15 protein-coding genes are annotated in these 17,299 nt (G+C 63.3%); 12 read left to right on the top strand and 3 right to left on the bottom strand.

The features are described 5' to 3' along the window. Positions 1-19 precede the first annotated feature (19 nt). Positions 20-946, bottom strand: a complete 927-nt coding sequence (locus ACP2YO_RS32455; RefSeq protein WP_426435211.1) for a response regulator — start codon at positions 944-946, stop codon at positions 20-22. After that, the gene (locus ACP2YO_RS32450) at positions 936-4,304 is read right to left on the bottom strand and encodes a hybrid sensor histidine kinase/response regulator (RefSeq protein WP_426435210.1); all 3,369 of its coding nucleotides are present in this window, start codon (positions 4,302-4,304) and stop codon (positions 936-938) included. The genes ACP2YO_RS32455 and ACP2YO_RS32450 overlap by 11 nt, the downstream gene beginning before the upstream one ends. A 170-nt stretch (positions 4,305-4,474) precedes the next feature. Between ACP2YO_RS32450 and urtA the strand changes: the two genes are divergently transcribed. The 7 genes from urtA to ACP2YO_RS32415 all read left to right on the top strand — a co-directional run bounded on the left by urtA (position 4,475) and on the right by ACP2YO_RS32415 (position 11,319). After that, a complete protein-coding gene (gene urtA, locus ACP2YO_RS32445; protein ID WP_426435209.1) occupies positions 4,475-5,737 on the top strand; it encodes an urea ABC transporter substrate-binding protein in 1,263 nt (420 codons plus the stop codon). 190 nt (positions 5,738-5,927) lie between these two features. After that, a complete protein-coding gene (urtB, locus tag ACP2YO_RS32440; protein WP_426435208.1) occupies positions 5,928-6,854 on the top strand; it encodes an urea ABC transporter permease subunit UrtB in 927 nt (308 codons plus the stop codon). A 22-nt stretch (positions 6,855-6,876) separates the two neighbouring features. Next, positions 6,877-8,010, top strand: a complete 1,134-nt coding sequence (urtC, locus tag ACP2YO_RS32435) for an urea ABC transporter permease subunit UrtC (protein ID WP_426435207.1) — start codon at positions 6,877-6,879, stop codon at positions 8,008-8,010. An 11-nt stretch (positions 8,011-8,021) separates the two neighbouring features. Next, on the top strand, positions 8,022-8,777 hold the full coding sequence (urtD, locus tag ACP2YO_RS32430) for an urea ABC transporter ATP-binding protein UrtD (protein WP_426435206.1): 756 nt from the start codon (positions 8,022-8,024) through the stop codon (positions 8,775-8,777). 94 nt (positions 8,778-8,871) lie between these two features. Next, positions 8,872-9,561 carry an urea ABC transporter ATP-binding subunit UrtE gene (gene urtE, locus ACP2YO_RS32425; RefSeq protein WP_426435205.1) on the top strand — a complete coding sequence of 230 codons (690 nt, stop codon included), beginning with the start codon at positions 8,872-8,874 and terminating at the stop codon, positions 9,559-9,561. A gap of 90 nt (positions 9,562-9,651) precedes the next feature. Next, positions 9,652-10,881: a formamidase gene (fmdA, locus tag ACP2YO_RS32420; RefSeq protein WP_426435204.1), complete on the top strand. Its 1,230-nt coding sequence runs from the start codon at positions 9,652-9,654 to the stop codon at positions 10,879-10,881. A 90-nt stretch (positions 10,882-10,971) separates the two neighbouring features. Next, the gene (locus ACP2YO_RS32415) at positions 10,972-11,319 is read left to right on the top strand and encodes an FmdB family zinc ribbon protein (RefSeq protein ID WP_426435203.1); all 348 of its coding nucleotides are present in this window, start codon (positions 10,972-10,974) and stop codon (positions 11,317-11,319) included. A gap of 65 nt (positions 11,320-11,384) precedes the next feature. Here the strand turns inward: ACP2YO_RS32415 and ACP2YO_RS32410 are convergent, their stop codons facing one another. After that, a complete protein-coding gene (locus ACP2YO_RS32410; RefSeq protein WP_426435202.1) occupies positions 11,385-12,470 on the bottom strand; it encodes a substrate-binding domain-containing protein in 1,086 nt (361 codons plus the stop codon). A gap of 117 nt (positions 12,471-12,587) precedes the next feature. On the opposite strand from ACP2YO_RS32410, the gene ACP2YO_RS32405 reads away from it, so the two are divergent. From ACP2YO_RS32405 to ACP2YO_RS32385, 5 genes are all read left to right on the top strand, one after another. After that, positions 12,588-14,066 (top strand): aldehyde dehydrogenase family protein, encoded by a 1,479-nt coding sequence (locus ACP2YO_RS32405; RefSeq protein WP_426435201.1) that lies wholly within the window; start codon positions 12,588-12,590, stop codon positions 14,064-14,066. 227 nt (positions 14,067-14,293) lie between these two features. Further along, positions 14,294-15,133 carry an aldo/keto reductase gene (locus ACP2YO_RS32400; protein WP_426435200.1) on the top strand — a complete coding sequence of 280 codons (840 nt, stop codon included), beginning with the start codon at positions 14,294-14,296 and terminating at the stop codon, positions 15,131-15,133. A 174-nt stretch (positions 15,134-15,307) separates the two neighbouring features. Continuing rightward, positions 15,308-16,297: a DMT family transporter gene (locus ACP2YO_RS32395; protein WP_426435199.1), complete on the top strand. Its 990-nt coding sequence runs from the start codon at positions 15,308-15,310 to the stop codon at positions 16,295-16,297. Between the two features lie 182 nt (positions 16,298-16,479). Next, entirely contained in the window at positions 16,480-16,833 is a 354-nt protein-coding gene (locus ACP2YO_RS32390) for a hypothetical protein (protein WP_426435198.1), read from the top strand. A 14-nt stretch (positions 16,834-16,847) separates the two neighbouring features. Next, positions 16,848-17,267 (top strand): hypothetical protein, encoded by a 420-nt coding sequence (locus ACP2YO_RS32385; protein WP_426435197.1) that lies wholly within the window; start codon positions 16,848-16,850, stop codon positions 17,265-17,267. The last annotated feature ends 32 nt before the right edge of the window (positions 17,268-17,299 follow it).

Here is a 17,299-nt window from a genome sequence, read left to right as displayed (position 1 = left end):
AAGCATCATAGTAGGCTCTCTACCCCTTGCTGTTCCTCGCATTCACGGCGATCGCCGCTGCGGCGGTGCGGTTCTCGACGCCGAGTTTGGAATAGATCTGCTCCAGATGCTTGTCCACCGTGCGTGGGCTCAGCCCGAGGATCTGCGCGATGTCGCGGTTGGTCTTGCCCTTGGAGAGCCAGGACAGCACCTCGCCCTCGCGGGTGGTGAGGCCGAGCTCGCTGGAGAATTCGGCCGGCATGTCGCCTGAGGTGTCCTTGGCGAGCCGCAGCAGGAATTCATTGGGGCCGAGCTTGCCCATATATTGCAGGCGGAGTTGCTCGTTGCCGGGGAACGCCGCCATGGTCGCGGTCTTCGCGCCGGATTTGCCCTTCTGGGCCTGATCGAGCCATTGCAGCATCGGGTCCGGCAGCATGAAATCGTCGGCGTCGTCGGCCAATGTGTCCGACAGCAGTTTTTGTGCCTGCGGCGTCGCCCATAACAGCTTGCCGGCATTGTTGACCGCAAGCAGATAGCGGCCGGAGACGTCGAGGGCAGCCCGCGCGCTCTGGGTCATGCGCGCATTGGCGAGGTGGACGCGGATGCGTGCCAGCATCTCCTCGATCACGATCGGCTTGGTGACATAGTCGACGCCGCCGGCCTCCAGCCCGCGTACGATATGCTCGGTTTCGGCGAGCCCGGTCATGAAGATGATCGGCACGCCGTCCAATCCAGCATCGCGCTTCAGCCGCCTGCAGGTCTCGAACCCGTCCATGCCGGGCATCACGGCGTCGAGCAGCACGATGTCGGGCGTGATCTGGTCGATGATCCGCATCGCGGAGGCGCCGTCCAGCGCCACCATCACCGTCATGCCGGCGCCGTCGAGGGCGTCGGTCAGCAAGCGCAGCGTTTCGGGAGAGTCGTCGACGACGAGGGCGACGTCGCGCTTTTTTTGTTCAATGGTCATAGCTATGCAATGTCTTTAACGTCGCCATGTACTGGTCGAGATCGAAACGGTCGATCAGCGTGCGCATCTGCCCGACGAAGTCGGCATGCTCGGGCAGCTCATTGCCGATCTCGTCGAGCTTGAGCTGGATCGCCCTGATATAGCCGAGCTGGCCGAGGCCGATCAGCTCCTCGACATATTTCACCGGCGGACGCGTGCCGCTCTCGGGCTTCCATTGCGGGCCCACGACCTGCGCGGCCTCGTACTGCCATTCGATCTTGAGCACCTGGCGGATGGTTTCGAGCAGCCGCGGGATGTCGATCGGCTTCATCAGATAGCCGTCGTGGAAGGGCTGCGCCATCGGCGCGCCATGCGCTTCCAGCGCGCTCGCCGAGATCATCAGGATCCGCGCCTGGTGATGGCCGGCGGAGCGCAGGGTTTCGGCGACCGTCCAGCCGTCCATGCCGGCCATGGAAATGTCGAGCAGGAACAGGTCGGGCCGGCAATGCTGGGCGAGCGCGAGGCAGCCTGGCCCATCGGGGGCGCTGAGCAGAATGAAGCCGAGCGGGGCCAGCACCTCGCGCAAGAGGTCGCGATGGGTCGGGTCGTCGTCGGTGACCAGGATGGTCTTGCGCGGGCCGTGATAGCCGTAAACGGGAGCGTCGACCGGCGCATCGCGTCGCGGATTGGTGACTTCGGAGAGTAGCAGCTTGACGCGAAACGTGCTGCCGGCGCTGACCGTGCTTGAGACCTTGATGTCGCCGCCCATCACGCCGGCGAGCAGGCGGCTGATGGTCAGGCCAAGCCCGGTGCCGGTCTGCGGCTGCGAGACGCCGAGCGCGCCGCGCTCGAAGGGCGCGAAGATGCGCTCGAGATCGTCGGCCTGGATGCCTGGTCCGGTATCGGTGACCTCGAACTCGGCCACCGGGCTGCGATAATGGACGATGAAGCGCACGCTGCCGCGCTGGGTGAACTTGATGGCGTTCGAGAGCAGGTTGATCAGGATCTGCCGCAGCCGCTTCTCGTCGGCATAGACCACGACGGGAAGCACGTTCGGCCGCTTGAATACGAAGTCGACGCCCTTGGCGGCGGCCTGCAGGCGGAACATGCCGACGAGCTGGTCGAGGAAATCGGTCAGCCGCACCTCGTCGCGCGAGAGATAGAGCCGCCCCGCCTCGATCTTGGAGATATCGAGGATGCCGTCGATCAGCCCCGACAGATGATCGGCGCTGCGGCGGACCACACGCACCTGATCGCGCGGCCGCGTCTGCAGGCTGTTGTCCTGCTCCAGGAGCTGCGCGTAGCCGGAGATCGCGTTCAGCGGCGAACGCAGCTCATGGCTCAGGCCGACGACATAGCGGCTCTTGGCGAGGTTGGCGGACTCGGCCACCTCCTTGGCGCGCTGCAGCTCGGCATCGGTGCGCTTGTGGGCGTCGATTTCCTGGATCAGCAGCGTGGTCTGCCGCCGGGTTTCTTCCTCCGCGGCGCGGCGGCTCTGTTGCGCCAGCACGAACAGCCAGGCGACCACGCCGATGATCAGGATCAGCGCAAAGAACACCTTCAGGAGCACGTCGCCCAGGAACGGAGCGCCATGCACGGTCGCCGATGTCTGCAAATAGATCAGCCCGAGCACCAGTCCAACGAGTCCGGCGGAGACCAGAAACACGCCGAGATAATGCCCGAGCTGCGAGTTGATGCGGGCGTAGATCGGTTGCGGCAGCAATTTGCCCAATGTCTCCGACACCTGCGCCTGGACTCGCGCATGCGGCTTGCAGAGGTCATGGCAGCGCGCGTCGAGCGAGCAGCACAGCGAACAGATCGGCCCGGCATAGGCCGGGCAGGCGGCCATGTCCTCCGGCTCGAAGGAATGCTCGCAGATACAGCACTGGATCGCCTCGAGGTCCTGCCAGCTCCGCTTCGGCTTGCGCGCGATGTAGTATTTGCCGTCGGTCGCCCAGGCGATCAGCGGCGCCGCGATGAAGGCGACCGCGAGCGCGACGAATGCCGACAGCGCCTTCGCGGTCGGCCCGAACAGGCCGTAGAACGCGCTGATCGAGACGACAGTGGCGATCGTCATCGCGCCGACGCCGACCGGATTGACGTCGTAGAGATGTGCGCGCTTGAACTCGATGTGCTGCGGGCGCAGGCCGAGCGGCTTGTTGATGACGAGGTCGGCAACCAGCGCGCCGACCCAGGCGATCGCGACGTTGGAATAGAGCGCGAGCGTCTGCTCCAGCGCCTTGTAGACGCCGATCTCCATCAACAGCAGCGCGACCACGACGTTGAACACCAGCCACACCACGCGGCCGGGATGCGAGTGGGTGAGGCGGGAGAAGAAGTTCGACCAGGCGATCGAGCCGGCATAGGCGTTGGTGACGTTGATCTTGACCTGCGACAGAATGACGAAAGTACCGGTCAGCGCCAACGCTAGATCGGGCTGCGACAGCACGTATCGGAACGCCTCGAGATACATGTTCGCGGGCTCGGCGGCGTGCTCAGCGGAGACGCCGTGGCTGAGCGCGAAGAAGGCGAGGAACGAGCCGGCAAGCAGCTTCAGCGCGCCCAGCACGATCCAGCCGGGGCCGGCGCCGAGCAGCGCGATCCACCAGGCTTTTCGCGAGGTACGGCGGTCGCGCGGCAGGAAGCGCAGGAAGTCGACCTGCTCGCCGATCTGCGCCACCAGCGCGAACACGACCGAGGCCGCGGTGCCGAACAGCAGGAGGTCGAGATGGCCGGACGGGTCGCCGTGGTCGCCGGCGAACTTGCGCCACTCGGCGAAGGAATGCGGATTGGCCCAGGCGATCGCCGCGAACGGCATGATGTGGAGCACGATCCACAGCGGCTGGGTCCAGAGCTGGAAGCGGCTGATCAGTGTGATGCCGTAGATCACCAGCGGAATGATCACGACCGCGCTGATCAAATAGCCGATCGGTCGCGGAATGCCGAAGCACATGTCGAGCGCGCTCGCCAGGATCACCGCCTCGATCGCGAAGAAGATGAAGGTGAAGGAGGCGTAGATCAGCGAGGTGATGGTCGAGCCGATATAGCCGAAGCCGGCGCCGCGGGTCAGCAGGTCGATGTCGATGCCGCATTTGGCCGCGTGGTAGGCGATCGGCAGTCCGCACAGGAAGATGATCACGCTGACGACCAGGATCGCGGCGGAGGCGTTCATCGCGCCATAGTTCAGCGTGATGGTGCCGCCGATCGCTTCCAGCGCGAGGAAGGAGATCGCGCCGAGCGCGGTGTTGGCGACGCGGGCGGCCGACCACCGCCGCGCGCTCTTGGCGGTGAAGCGGAGCGCGTAGTCTTCCAGCGTCTGGTTTGCAACCCATTGGTTGTACTGGCGCCTGACGCGGTCAATCCGCTGCCGCCCTGCCACTTCGCCCCACTCCTGATCCGGAAAAAGCTCTCTGTCGCTGGCAATCCCGTACCAGAAACCTACGTCGCTATTTTGCGGTGCAGTATACGCGATCTTGCGTATCAGTGCGCTGCACAAAAATAAGCAATCCTTGCCCCACCAATAAGCGTTCTCGAACCAATGGGGTGCTCATGTCAGACGAGATTAAACGAGGCCTGAAGTCTCCACTTCGGCGCAAGCTCTTGATGGGGATGGCCGCGCTGCCGGCCATTTCGATGTTGCCGCGTCCCTCGTTCGCGGACGTTCCGGCGACTTCCGCGGTCAATACCACGGGTCTTGCCGTCACCGATAGCGAAGTCACCGTCGGCATCCTCCACTCCGTGACCGGCACCATGGCGATCTCCGAGACCGGGTCGGTCGAAGCCGAGAAGCTCGCGATCTCGCAGATCAATGAGACCGGCGGCGTGCTCGGCCGCAAGATCAAGTTTATCCAGGAAGACGGCGCGAGTGACTGGCCGACTTTCGCCGAGAAGGCCAAGAAGCTGCTGGTCAACGACAAATGCGCCGCCGTGATGGGCTGCTGGACCTCGGCCTCGCGCAAGGCGGTGCTGCCGGTATTCGAGCAGTACAACGGCATGCTGTACTACCCGACCTTCTATGAAGGCCTCGAGCAGTCCAAGAACGTCATCTACACCGGCCAGGAAGCCACCCAGCAGATCCTCGCCGGCCTCGACTGGGTCAACAAGACCAAGGGGTCCAAGAGCTTCTATCTGCTCGGCTCCGACTACATCTGGCCGCGTACCTCGAACAAGATCGCGCGCAAGCACATCGAGGGCCATCTGCAAGGTTGCAAGGTGGTCGGCGAGGAATACTTCCCGCTTGCCTCGACCCAGTTCAACTCGGTCATCAACAAGATCAAGCTGACCAAGCCCGACGTGATTTACGCGATCATCGTCGGCGGCTCCAACGTCGCCTTCTACAAGCAGCTCAAGGCGGCCGGCATCGACCTGTCGAAGCAGACGCTCCTGACCATCTCGGTGACCGAAGACGAGATCGACGGCATCGGCGGCGAGAACATCGCGGGCGCCTATGCCTGCATGAAGTACTTCCAGTCGCTCGACAATGCGAACAACAAGGCCTTCGTGCCCGCGTTCAAGAAGATGTGGGGCGAGAAGACCGTGATCGGAGACGTCACCCAGGCTGCCTATCTCGGCCCGTGGCTGTGGAAGTTAACCGCGGAGAAGGCCGGCTCCTTCGACATCGACAAGATCGCAGCGGCGTCGCCCGGCGTCGAGTTCAAAGGCGCACCGGAAGGCTATGTCCGTATCCACGAGAACCATCATTTGTGGTCGAAGACTAGGGTCGGACGCGCCAAGGCCGATGGCCAGTACGAGCTGATCTACGAAACCGCCGATCTCGTCGAGCCGAATCCGTTCCCGAAGGGCTACCAGTAAGGCCGCCGCAGAGGAAACTGTACGCCCTCTCCCGCTTGCGAGGGAGGGTTGGGGTGGGGGTGTCTCCGCGAGTCACGCTCTTCGTGAGGAAAGAGCCCCCACCCGCAACGCATCGTTCGATGCGCTGCGACCTCCCCCGCAAGCGGGAGAGGTGAAGCGAGGCGCGCCCTTGGACTAACGGAGAACCATCATGTTCGGTGACTATTCGATCGGCGATCTCGGCGCCATCCTCGCGATGCAGGGCTTTGCCGGGCTTATCCTGTTCTCCGTTTACGTGTTGATGGCGCTGGGGCTCGCCATCATCTTCGGCCAGATGGGCGTCATCAACATGGCCCATGGCGAGTTCATGATCCTGGGCGCCTACGTCACCTGGATGACGTCGAATGCGTTCCAGCAATATCTCCCGTCACTGTTTCCCGGATACTTCTTCGTCGCGATGATATTGGCGTTCGTGGCCTCGGGCGCGCTCGGCATGCTGGTCGAGTGGGCGTTGATACGCCATCTCTACAAGCGCCCGCTCGATACGCTACTCGCGACCTGGGGCCTCAGCCTGATCTTGCAGCAGGCCTATCGCTCGATCTTCGGCGCGCGCGAGGTCGGCGTCGATCTGCCCGAATGGATGATGGGTTCCTGGCAGGCCACCGACTCGATCCAGATCCCGATCAACGGCATGTTCGTGATGGCGCTGACCATGCTGATCACCCTCGCGGTCGCCTACGTGCTGTTCTGGTCGAAATGGGGCAAGCAGGTTCGTGCGGTGGTGCAAAACCGCGTCATGGCAGGCGCCGTCGGCATCAATACCGAGAAGGTCGACTGCTACACGTTTGGCCTCGGCTGCGGCATCGCCGGGATCGCGGGTTCAGCCTTCACCATGATCGGATCGACCGGACCGACCGCCGGCCAGCTCTACATCGTCGACACCTTCCTGGTCGTCGTGTTCGGCGGCGCCGCCAGCCTGCTCGGGACGATCGCCTCCGCCTTCTCGATCTCGCAGACCCAGTCGACGCTGGAGTTCTTCCTGTCGGGATCGATGGCCAAGGTCATCACGCTGCTGACGATCGTCGGGATCCTGATGGTGCGGCCGCAGGGACTCTTCGCGCTCAAGGTCCGCAAGTAAGAACAGGCAGGCGATAAAAGTCATGGTCATCAACTCGCGCTTTTTCAATCGCTCCGAACTCATCGGCTTCATCGCACTGGCGCTCGTGTTGTTCGTCATCCTGCCGCTGGCGCTGGATATCTTCCGCCTCAATCTGGTTGCCAAATATCTGACCTACGCCTTCGTCGGCATCGGCCTCGTGCTGTGCTGGGGGTATGGCGGCATCCTGAGCCTGGGGCAGGGCGTGTTCTTCGGCCTCGGCGGCTACTGCATGGCGATGTATCTGAAGCTCGAGGCCTCCAGCGTCGAGAACACCAAGATCCAGTCGACGCCGGGCATTCCCGACTTCATGGACTGGAACCAGATCACCGAATTGCCGACGTTCTGGAAGCCGTTTCACAGCTTTCCGCTCACGGTGCTCGCGATCCTCGTTGTGCCGGCGTTCTTTGCCTTCATCATCGGCGCCGCGATGTTCAAGCGCCGGGTCGGTGGCGTCTACTTTGCGATCATCACGCAGGCGATCGCGGCGATCCTCACCATCCTGATCGTGGGACAGCAGGGCTACACCGGCGGCATCAACGGCATCACCGACCTGCGTACGCTGCACGGCTGGGATATCCGTACCGACCACGCCAAGTTCATCCTGTACTTCGTCGAGGTGGTATTGCTGTTCGGCTGCATCATCGCCGCGCAATTCATCCGGTTGACAAAACTCGGGCGCATCCTGGTAGCGATGAGGGAGCAGGAGGACCGCGTGCGCTTCTCCGGGTACAGCGTCGCCAACTTCAAGATCTTCGCCTTCTGCGCCGCAGCGGTGTTCGCCGCGATCGGCGGCGCGATGTTCACGCTCGAGGTTGGCTTCATGTCGCCGTCCTTTGTCGGCATCGTGCCGTCGATCGAGATGGTGATCTACACCGCGGTCGGTGGCCGGATGTCGATCTTCGGCGCGGTGTGGGGCTCGCTGCTGGTCAACTTCGCCAAGACCAGCCTGTCGGAATCCTTTCCGCAGCTCTGGCTGTTCGGCCTCGGCGCGCTCTTCATCGCGGTCGTGCTGGCGTTCCCGAACGGCCTGTCCGGGATCTGGGCGGACTATGTCCAGCCGCGCATCGATCGCCTGCTGGCGTCACGCAAACCGAAATCGGCGGCCCTGATCGCCGACGGCGCACCGGCCGAGTGAGGAGGACCATCATGCTAGTCGGTCATCAGCCCAAGGACTTCCTGCTCGCCGTCTCCGGCCTCACCGTATCCTTCGACGGCTTCAAGGCGGTCAACGATCTCTCCTTTTACGTCGAAGAGAACGAAATCAGGGTCATCATCGGCCCGAACGGCGCCGGCAAGACCACGGTGCTCGACCTGATCTGCGGAAAGACCAGGGCGACTTCGGGCTCGATCCAATTCCGCGGCCAGGAGCTGACGAGGCTGCGCGAGAACGAGATCGTGCAGGCCGGCGTCGGACGCAAGTTCCAGACGCCGTCGGTGTTCGAGGACCTCACCGTGTTCGAGAACCTCGAAATCTCCTACCCGCGCGGGCGCACCGTGTTCGGCTCGCTGGCGTTCAAACGTGACGACGCCGTCAAGCAGCGGGTCGAGGAGGTTGCCGAAATGATCTTCCTGAAGGACCGGCTCAACACCTATGCCGACCAGCTCAGCCACGGCCAGAAGCAGTGGCTCGAGATCGGCATGCTGCTGATCCAGGATCCGGACCTGCTGATGCTCGACGAGCCGGTCGCCGGCATGAGCGTCTCCGAGCGTGCCAAGACCGCCGAGTTGCTCAACCGCATCATCAAGGACCGATCGGTGCTCGTGATCGAGCACGACATGAAGTTCGTCGAGGACATCGCCCACAAGGTCACCGTGCTGCACCAGGGACAGATCCTGTCCGAGGGGACCATGGAGCACGTCAAGAACGACCCGAAGGTGATCGAAGTCTATCTCGGACACTGACGGATGATCAACGCAGGTCGAGCCATAGCCGCGAACTCAGTTCACCTCTCCCCGATGGGGAGAGGTGAAGAACGTTAAGCCGTAGGAGAACCGCATGCTGGCAATCAACGATCTTCACGTCGCCTATGGCCAGAGCGAGGTGCTGCACGGCCTCAACGTCTCGGTCGCGTCCAACGAGATCGTCGCGATCATGGGGCGCAACGGCATGGGCAAGACCACGCTGATGAAATCGCTGATGGGCATCCTGCCGACCAAGAGCGGCTCGGTGACCATGGATGGCACCGAACTCGGCACCATGAAGAGCTATCAGCGGGTCGCCAAGGGCCTCGCTTATGTGCCGCAGGGCCGCATGATCTTCTCCACCATGACGGTGGAGGAGAATATCGAGACCGGGCTCGTGGTCTCCGGCGGTTCGGAAGTTCCCGGTGATATCTATGAACTTTTCCCGGTGCTGCTGGAGATGAAGGGGCGCCGCGGCGGCAATCTCTCCGGCGGGCAACAACAGCAATTGGCGATCGCCCGCGCGCTCGCGACCAAGCCGAAGTTGCTGCTGCTGGACGAGCCGACCGAGGGCATTCAGCCGTCGATCATCAAGGACATGGCGCGGACCTTGAAGCGCATCCGCGACGAGCGGGGACTGTCAATCGTCGTCTCCGAGCAGGTCTTGAGCTTTGCGCTCGACATCGCCGACCGCGTTCTCGTCATCGAGAACGGCGAGATCGTTCGTGACGATCCGCGCGCCAGCGTCGATGCGGCGCAGATCTCGAAATATCTGTCTGTGTAGCCACGGAGCGTGATCCGGAAAAGTGTGAAGCGGTTTTCCGACAAGATCACGCTCAAACTTTCAACCGTGTAAACCAAGGGGAGCATTGCGATGCCTGATACACTGATCAAGGTCGATCTCAACAAGTCGGCCTATGAAAACGACAAGATCCACAACCGCTGGCATCCGGAGGTTCCGATCGTCGAGTGGGTCAGCCCGGGCGACGACTTCATCATCGAGACCGTCGACTGGACCGGTGGTTTCATCAAGAACAACGACTCGGCCGACGACGTGCGCGACATCGATCTGTCGATCGTGCACTTCCTGTCAGGCCCGATCGGCGTCAAGGGCGCCGAGCCCGGCGATCTCCTGGTCGTCGACCTCCTCGACGTCGGCCCGCTGAAGGAGAGCCTCTGGGGCTTCAACGGCTTCTTCTCCAAGCAGAACGGCGGCGGGTTCCTCACCGATCACTTCCCGCTGGCGCAGAAGTCGATCTGGGACATCAAAGGCCTCTACACGTCGTCGCGTCACATCCCCGGTGTCAACTTCGCCGGCCTGATCCATCCTGGCCTGATCGGCTGTCTGCCCGATGCCAAGATGCTGGCGGCCTGGAACAAGCGTGAAGCCGAGCTGATCGCGACCGACCCGACCCGCGTCCCGGGTCTTGCCAATCCTCCGTTTGCGCCGACCGCGCATGCCGGTCAGGCCAAGGGCGACGCCAAGGCCAAGATCGGTCTCGAAGGCGCACGCACCGTGCCGCCGCGCGAACACGGCGGCAATTGCGACATCAAGGATCTCTCGCGCGGCTCGAAGATCTACTTCCCGGTCTATGTGCCCGGCGGTGGCCTCTCGATGGGCGACCTGCATTTCAGCCAGGGCGACGGCGAGATCACCTTCTGCGGCGCCATCGAGATGGCCGGCTGGCTGCACATCAAGGTCGACATCATCAAGGACGGCGTCTCGAAATACGGCATCAAGAACCCCGTGTTCAAGCCGTCGCCGATCACGCCGAACTACAAGGATTATCTGATCTTCGAGGGCATCTCGGTCGACGAGGCCGGCAAGCAGCATTATCTCGACGTTCACATCGCCTATCGCCAGGCCTGTCTGAACGCGATCGAGTATCTGAAGAAGTTCGGCTACTCCGGCGCCCAGGCCTATTCGATCCTCGGCACCGCGCCGTGCCAGGGCCATATCTCCGGCGTGGTCGACGTGCCCAATGCCTGCGCCACGCTGTGGCTGCCGACGGAGATCTTCGACTTCGACGTGATGCCGTCATCGGCCGGACCGATCAAGCACATCAAGGGCGACATCCAGATGCCGATCTCACCCGACAAGTGATCCCTGCGCGATGGATGCGGGACGGCCCGGCTAGTGGCCGCCCCGCATCCATCGCGAGAGATATCACACTCGATTGCGCAAGGATCAAAGATGCCCGTCTACGAATATCTCTGCAACGATTGCGGCCCGTTCACCGACATGCGGCCGATGGCCGAATGCGACCTGCCGCTGGACTGTCCGCAATGCGAAACGCAATCGCCGCGCGTGATCCTGACCGCGCCGGCCTTCTTCTGCATGCCCTCGGACAAGCGCAAGGCACATGCGACCAACGAGCAGAGCCGACACGCGCCGAAGACGCTCGATCAGTACAAGGCTTCGCACGGCCCGGGCTGCGGCTGCTGCTCGACGGGGAAGAAGAAGCCGGCGCGGCTGGTGACCAAGAGCAAAAGCGGTGCGAAGGGGTTCCCGACTGCGCGTCCCTGGATGATCAGCCACTAGGCGCGTTGGCGCCAAATCGTCGCGTTACCGGTACCGCGGCTCAGCTTGCCGACGGACGTCCCTGATCAACGATCCGAATACATCTTGTCGAGAAAATCCTTCACGCCGCTGACCGCGCCGGTGTTCGACGCGATATAGCCGGGAAGGGCGCCCACGGCCTTGTGAAACTCGCCGCTCTTCATGATGTCGAGCACGCGCTGCATCGGCTCGGTCTCCAGGAAGGCGCGCTTGCAGACGAAGAAATAATCCTCCGTGAGCAGCCGGATGAAGTCCAATCCGAACTGCCGCGCGGCGGCCTCGACGCCGAAACTCGCATCCGCCATGCCGCTCGCGACATAGGCCGCGACCGCGGCATGGGTGAATTCCATCTGCTGGGCGCCGTTGATCCGGCTCTCGGGAATCTTGTGCAGCGCCAGCAACTGGTCGAACAGCAGCCGCGTGCCGGAATCGTGATCGCGGTTGACGAAGCGGGCCTTGCGGTCGACCAGGTCCTTCAGCGAGGCGATCTTCAGCGGGTTGCCGCGCTTGACCATCAGTCCCATCTCGCGGGTCACGAAATTGATCACGCGGTCCTCGCGCGGATCGAGCCATTCCGCGCAGGCCTTGATGCCCTGCGCGCGCAATTCGCCGCGCGGCAGATGGACGCCGGAGAGATCGCAGGCGCCCTGCGCCAGCGACACCAGCGAGTTCTGGTTAGAGACGTAGCGCAGGTCGACGCCCATGCCGCTCTCGCGATCGAGGAATTCGCGCAGCTTCGAGACCGCAAAACCGTGGCTGGCATGGACGCGGATCACCTGCGGCCGCTGCTGCAGGAACGGCTTGATCTCGGTGACCAGCTCCTGGGCGAGATTTTCGAGCTGCAGCCCGAGCCGTGCCTGCATGCGCTGGCCGGCCCATACCAGCTTCTCGCCGAACGGCGTCAGCTTCGAGCCCTTGCCGCGCTGCGTCTCGACCAGCGGCACGCCGAAGAAGTCCGACCACTGCTCGATCAGGTTCCAGACATGGCGATAGGACAGATGCGCGTCGTTGGCGGCGCTGGTGATCTTCCCGGTCTTCCTGATTTCGTTGAGGATGCCGAGCATCACGACGATGGTCTGCCGACTGTCGTCTTTCCGAAAACGCCAGACGGTCTCGATCTCGATCTGCAGCATTTTGGTTCACCGCTTATGAAGTCTACTTCATATACTGGTATACCAATAGGTACAAGATATCATATTTACTGCTGAAGAATGTCTCCTAGGTTGAAGCAGAACACAGGGAGAAATATGATGTCAGTTGCATATGACCATGCTCAGGACCGCCGCCAGGCTCCGAGGGACGAACTGCTGCTGATCGACGGCGCACGAGTCCGTTCGCTGTCCGGACGCACCTTCAAATCGCTCAATCCCGCGACCGAGCAGGTGATCGCGACGGTTGCCGAAGGCAACGAGGCCGATGTCGACCGCGCCGTCGCCGCCGCCCGCCGCGCCTTCGAGGGGCCATGGCGCACCATGCGCGCCGCCGAGCGCGGCCACATCCTCTTGAAATGGGCCGAGCTTCTCAAGCAGCACGCCGACGAGATCGCGGCGCTCGAGAGTCTCGATGCCGGCAAGCCGATCTCGGCGGTGCTGCGCCAGGATCTCCCGGCCGCAATCGACACGCTGATCTATTACGCAGGCTGGGCCGACAAGATCAGCGGCGAGGTCGTGTCGACGCGCGACGACGCGCTGACCTATACGGTGCGCGAACCGGTCGGTGTCGTCGCTGCGATCGTGCCGTGGAATTTCCCGCTGATGATCGGGATGTGGAAGCTCGCGCCGGCGCTGGCCTGTGGTTGCACCGTCGTGATGAAGCCTGCCGAACTGACCTCGCTGTCGGCGCTGAGGATCGGCGAACTCGCGCTCGAAGCCGGCCTGCCGCGCGGCGTGCTCAACATCGTCACCGGTCCCGGCCGTGTGGTCGGCGACGCGCTGGTCAATCATCCCGATGTCGACAAGGTGACGTTTACGGGCTCGCCCGGCGTCGGCCGCGGCATCATGAAGGGCGCCGCCGGCAACTTCAAACGGGTATCGCTCGAACTCGGCGGCAAGTCCGCCAATGTGATCTTCGACGATGCCAATCTCGAAGCCGCGTCCAAGGCGGCGGCGGCCGGTATCTTCTTCAACGCCGGGCAGGTCTGTTCGGCAGGCTCGCGTGTGCTGGTGCAGGAGAAGGCGTATGACGAGGTGGTCGAACGCCTGGTCGCCCGCGCCGAGGCGCTGCGGATCGGCGATCCGGCCGACCGCGCCACCGTGCTCGGCCCCGTCATCTCCGAGAAGCAGATGCGCTCGATCCTCGACTATGTCGAGATCGGCAGACAAGAGGGCGCTGTGCTTGCGACCGGCGGCGAACGCGTCGGCAATCGCGGCTATTTCATCAGCCCCGCGGTGTTCGCCAATGTCGCGCACGAAATGCGGATCTCGCAGGAGGAGATTTTTGGCCCCGTCGTCAGCGTGATCAAGTTCAAGGACGAGGCGGATGCGCTGCGCATCGCCAACGGCACCGCCTACAGCCTCGCCGCCGGTGTCTGGAGCGCCGACATCGGCCGCGTGCAGCGATTTGCGAAGAGGGCGCGCGCCGGAACGGTGTGGATCAACACCTATGGCTATACCGATGTGCGGTTGCCGTGGGGCGGCGAGCGCGACTCCGGCCTCGGCCGCGAGCACGGCACCGCCGCGCTCGACAATTTCACCGAGCCGAAGGCCGTGTGGATGAATCTCAACGTTTGAGGTGGTAGAGAGGCGCCGTTGTGCGAGCGCGCGCCCGGGCTTGACCCGGGACCCATAACCACAAATGTGCGTGTTGCAGAACGCTGTGGCCACAGCGTTTCTCAACAACAACGCCCTGTGGTTATGGGTCCCTACTTTCGCAGGGACGACGGTGTGGAGACATTATCGCCCGTTTGCTCTATCGTCCTGCTCGCGGTTCCAAACATCACGGGAACGACGAGACGACCATGCAGACAAAAACATTCGGCAGCAACGGCCCGCGGGTTTCGGTGATCGGGCAGGGCACCTGGTATCTCGATCGCGGCGACCGCAAGTCGGCTGTCGCTGCGCTGAAGCGCGGCATCGACGCCGGTATGACCCATATCGATACCGCGGAGATGTATGGCGACGCCGAGCTCGTGATCGCGGACGCCACCGCAGGCCAGCGCGACAGACTGTTCCTGGTCTCAAAAGTGCTGCCGAGCAACGCGTCTCGGCGTGGCACCATCACCGCCTGCGAGCGTTCGCTGAAGCGGCTGAAGACCGATCGCCTCGACTGCTATCTGCTGCACTGGCGCGGGTCCTACCCGTTGGCGGACACGGTTGCGGCGTTCGATGAGTTGATCGCGGCCGGCAAGATCCGTTCCTGGGGCGTCAGCAATTTCGACACCGAGGATCTCGACGAATTGCTCGACGTCGCGGGCGAGGGCAAGATTGCCTGCAACCAGGTGCTCTATCATCTGCAGGAGCGCGCGCTCGAGCACGCGGTGATCCCGTGGTGCGAGCAACATGGCGTCGCTGTCGTTGCTTATTCGCCCTTCGGCCACAATGATTTTCCATCGCCATCGAGCAAGGGCGGCGCGGTGCTGCAATCGATCGCGGATGCGCACAAGGCGACCGCGCGCCAGGTGGCGCTCAGCTTCCTGACTCGCGCTCCATCCGTGCTTGCGATTCCGAAGGCATCGAGCGCGGATCATGCGGGGGAGAATGCGGCGGCTGGAGATCTCAAGCTCGGTGACAGCGAGATCACAGCGCTCGACAAGGCGTTTCCGCGCGGGCCGAAGCCGCGCTCGCTTCCGATGCTCTAGCGCCGCGCACACAGTTCTTAACGAACTGTTTCAATGACGGCTGCGCGCAGGCTGCGGCAGGCCGCCGCGCGCCCGGATGCATATCGGAGTCCCGTTTTCGGGCATTGTTCTCTGGGCGGAATTGGAGTTTTTGAGAGGCTCGCAGATTCGCTTTATTTTGCCATCGAGATTGCCGTGACTCCGCCCCCCGCCGCTGCCGCCAGTCTGGACGGCGCCTATTTGCCATTGCCTGCAAAGACGACCGCCGCTCGCAAAGCACCTGCGCGCACCGACCGGCCGTTCAAGGGCATCGCGCTGATCCTGCTGTCGACGGTGTTTCTGGGCACCTCCGACGTCACCGCAAAATATCTGTCGTCGACGTTGCCCTCGGTCGAGATCACCTGGATCCGCTTCGTGGTGTTCGCGCTGATCATGCTGCCTTCGATGTTGCCCGGCTCGCGGTTGTTTGCGTTGCAGAGCAACCGTCCGGGCCTGCATGTGCTGCGCGGTTCGGCGCTGCTCGGCTCGTCGCTGCTCTTCATCACCGGACTGAGCTTCCTGCCGATCGCGGAGGCTTCTGCTACCAGCTTCGTCTCGCCGCTGTTCGTCACCGCGCTGTCGATCGCGTTCCTCGGCGAGAAGGTCGGCCTGCGGCGCTGGATCGCGACCGCGGTCGGTCTGGTCGGTGTCTTCATCATCCTGCGGCCCGGCACCGCCGCGTTCCATCCTGCGGCGTTCTTCCCGATCGTGTCCGCGCTGGCCTGGGCGGGCACGCTGATCATGACGCGCATGATGAGCGGCGGCGAACGCCCCGTCACCATCATGGCCTATTCGTCGATCGTAGGCGTCGTCATTGTCTCCGCGCTGGTGCCGTTCGTCTGGGTCACACCGACCTGGCACGACATCCTGTTCGGCATCCTGATCGGGGTGGCGTCGACTGCGGGGCAGTGGATCGTGGTACTGGCGTTCCGCTATGGCGATGCCTCGGTGCTGGCGCCGTTTTCCTACACGCAGCTGGTGTGGGTCAGCATCCTCGGCTTCCTCGTCTTCGGCGAACTACCCGATAGCTGGACCATTGCCGGCGCCGCGTTCATCGTCGCGAGCGGCCTCTACACCGCCCACCGCGAGCGCATCCGCCGCTCGCAATTGCTGGCCGTAGCCGGCGAACCCTCGCCAAATGCCTGATTGACGGTCGAAATCGCGCGCTGGTTGCGACGCAGGGCGCTCTGAACGTTGCACGGGTACAACAGATCGGCCGAAAGTCTCTTCGGGACGATCGGTCCGGAAACAATCCGCAAAACTGCAGAAAACCGCATGGTAGGCTGAGGTAACCGGTGCCGCGCGCGCCGGAGCTTCCGGGCGTTGTCGTGTTTTTCATTTATTGGCTTTTGACTTGCCGGTTTAAGCAAGGTCCGCGACGAGCGGTCACCGCGCTTGTCGCCGCCGCAATTGCCGGCGCGCTGTGGGGCGGCACGGCGCAGGCGCAGAGCTTCACATCGACCGGTGCCACCGACGACTATCAAGCCGCAAGCAATTGGTCCCCAACCGCCGGCGCGCAGCCAACCGGCGGCCTGATCAACCTTGCGAACGACACTGGCCACGTCCCTGTCAAGACCATCACCATCAACGCCAACATCAACGACGGCATTACGCCTGGCGTGATGGTACAGCAGCTCGGCACCAGCGTGCTGGTACCAATGGCTATTCCGGCGGCACGCTGATCTCGGCCGGAACGGTGCAGGCGACGAATGCGTATTCGGTCGGCAGCGGCACCATCACGCTCAATGGCGGCACCTTCCAGATGCAAGCGCCGACGATCTCCAGCGTCGCTTTCTCCAACACCATCGCCGTCAATGCCGCGGGCGGCACGGTCGATGCGAACGGCGCCCAGGTCAATCTGCAGGGCGTAATCGCGGACGGTACCGGCGCCGGCAACCTGCACTTGAACAATACGGGCTCCAGCGGTGCCAACGTTCAGCTGTCGGGCATCAATACCTACTCCGGCGGTACGCTGGTGGATTTGACGACGGCGGTCGTGACCAACTCCCGTTCGGTCGGCACGGGCACGGTGACGCTGCAAAATGCAAAATTTCAGGCCGGCGGCGCCAGCAACCTGACCTTGGCCCTGACCACGGCCTCTGCCGAGATCAAATGACGCAACGGCTGGTCGGTCGCAGCGACCTTCGA

The sequence above is a fragment of the Bradyrhizobium genosp. P genome (assembly GCF_049949265.1).
Taxonomy (GTDB): Bacteria; Pseudomonadota; Alphaproteobacteria; order Rhizobiales; family Xanthobacteraceae; genus Bradyrhizobium.
The sequence above is the reverse complement of the archived record's forward strand: the minus strand, read 5'-3'. Positions and strand labels throughout refer to the sequence as shown.

Coding starts and splice junctions, on each gene's coding strand:
- urtB (WP_426435208.1), top strand. CDS start 5,928: ATGTTCGGTGACTATTCGATCGGCGATCTCGGCGCCATCCTCGCGATG.
- ACP2YO_RS32410 (WP_426435202.1), bottom strand. CDS start 12,470: ATGCTGCAGATCGAGATCGAGACCGTCTGGCGTTTTCGGAAAGACGAC.
- ACP2YO_RS32405 (WP_426435201.1), top strand. CDS start 12,588: ATGTCAGTTGCATATGACCATGCTCAGGACCGCCGCCAGGCTCCGAGG.
- urtC (WP_426435207.1), top strand. CDS start 6,877: ATGGTCATCAACTCGCGCTTTTTCAATCGCTCCGAACTCATCGGCTTC.
- urtE (WP_426435205.1), top strand. CDS start 8,872: ATGCTGGCAATCAACGATCTTCACGTCGCCTATGGCCAGAGCGAGGTG.
- ACP2YO_RS32455 (WP_426435211.1), bottom strand. CDS start 946: ATGACCATTGAACAAAAAAAGCGCGACGTCGCCCTCGTCGTCGACGAC.
- urtA (WP_426435209.1), top strand. CDS start 4,475: ATGTCAGACGAGATTAAACGAGGCCTGAAGTCTCCACTTCGGCGCAAG.
- ACP2YO_RS32400 (WP_426435200.1), top strand. CDS start 14,294: ATGCAGACAAAAACATTCGGCAGCAACGGCCCGCGGGTTTCGGTGATC.
- urtD (WP_426435206.1), top strand. CDS start 8,022: ATGCTAGTCGGTCATCAGCCCAAGGACTTCCTGCTCGCCGTCTCCGGC.
- ACP2YO_RS32415 (WP_426435203.1), top strand. CDS start 10,972: ATGCCCGTCTACGAATATCTCTGCAACGATTGCGGCCCGTTCACCGAC.
- fmdA (WP_426435204.1), top strand. CDS start 9,652: ATGCCTGATACACTGATCAAGGTCGATCTCAACAAGTCGGCCTATGAA.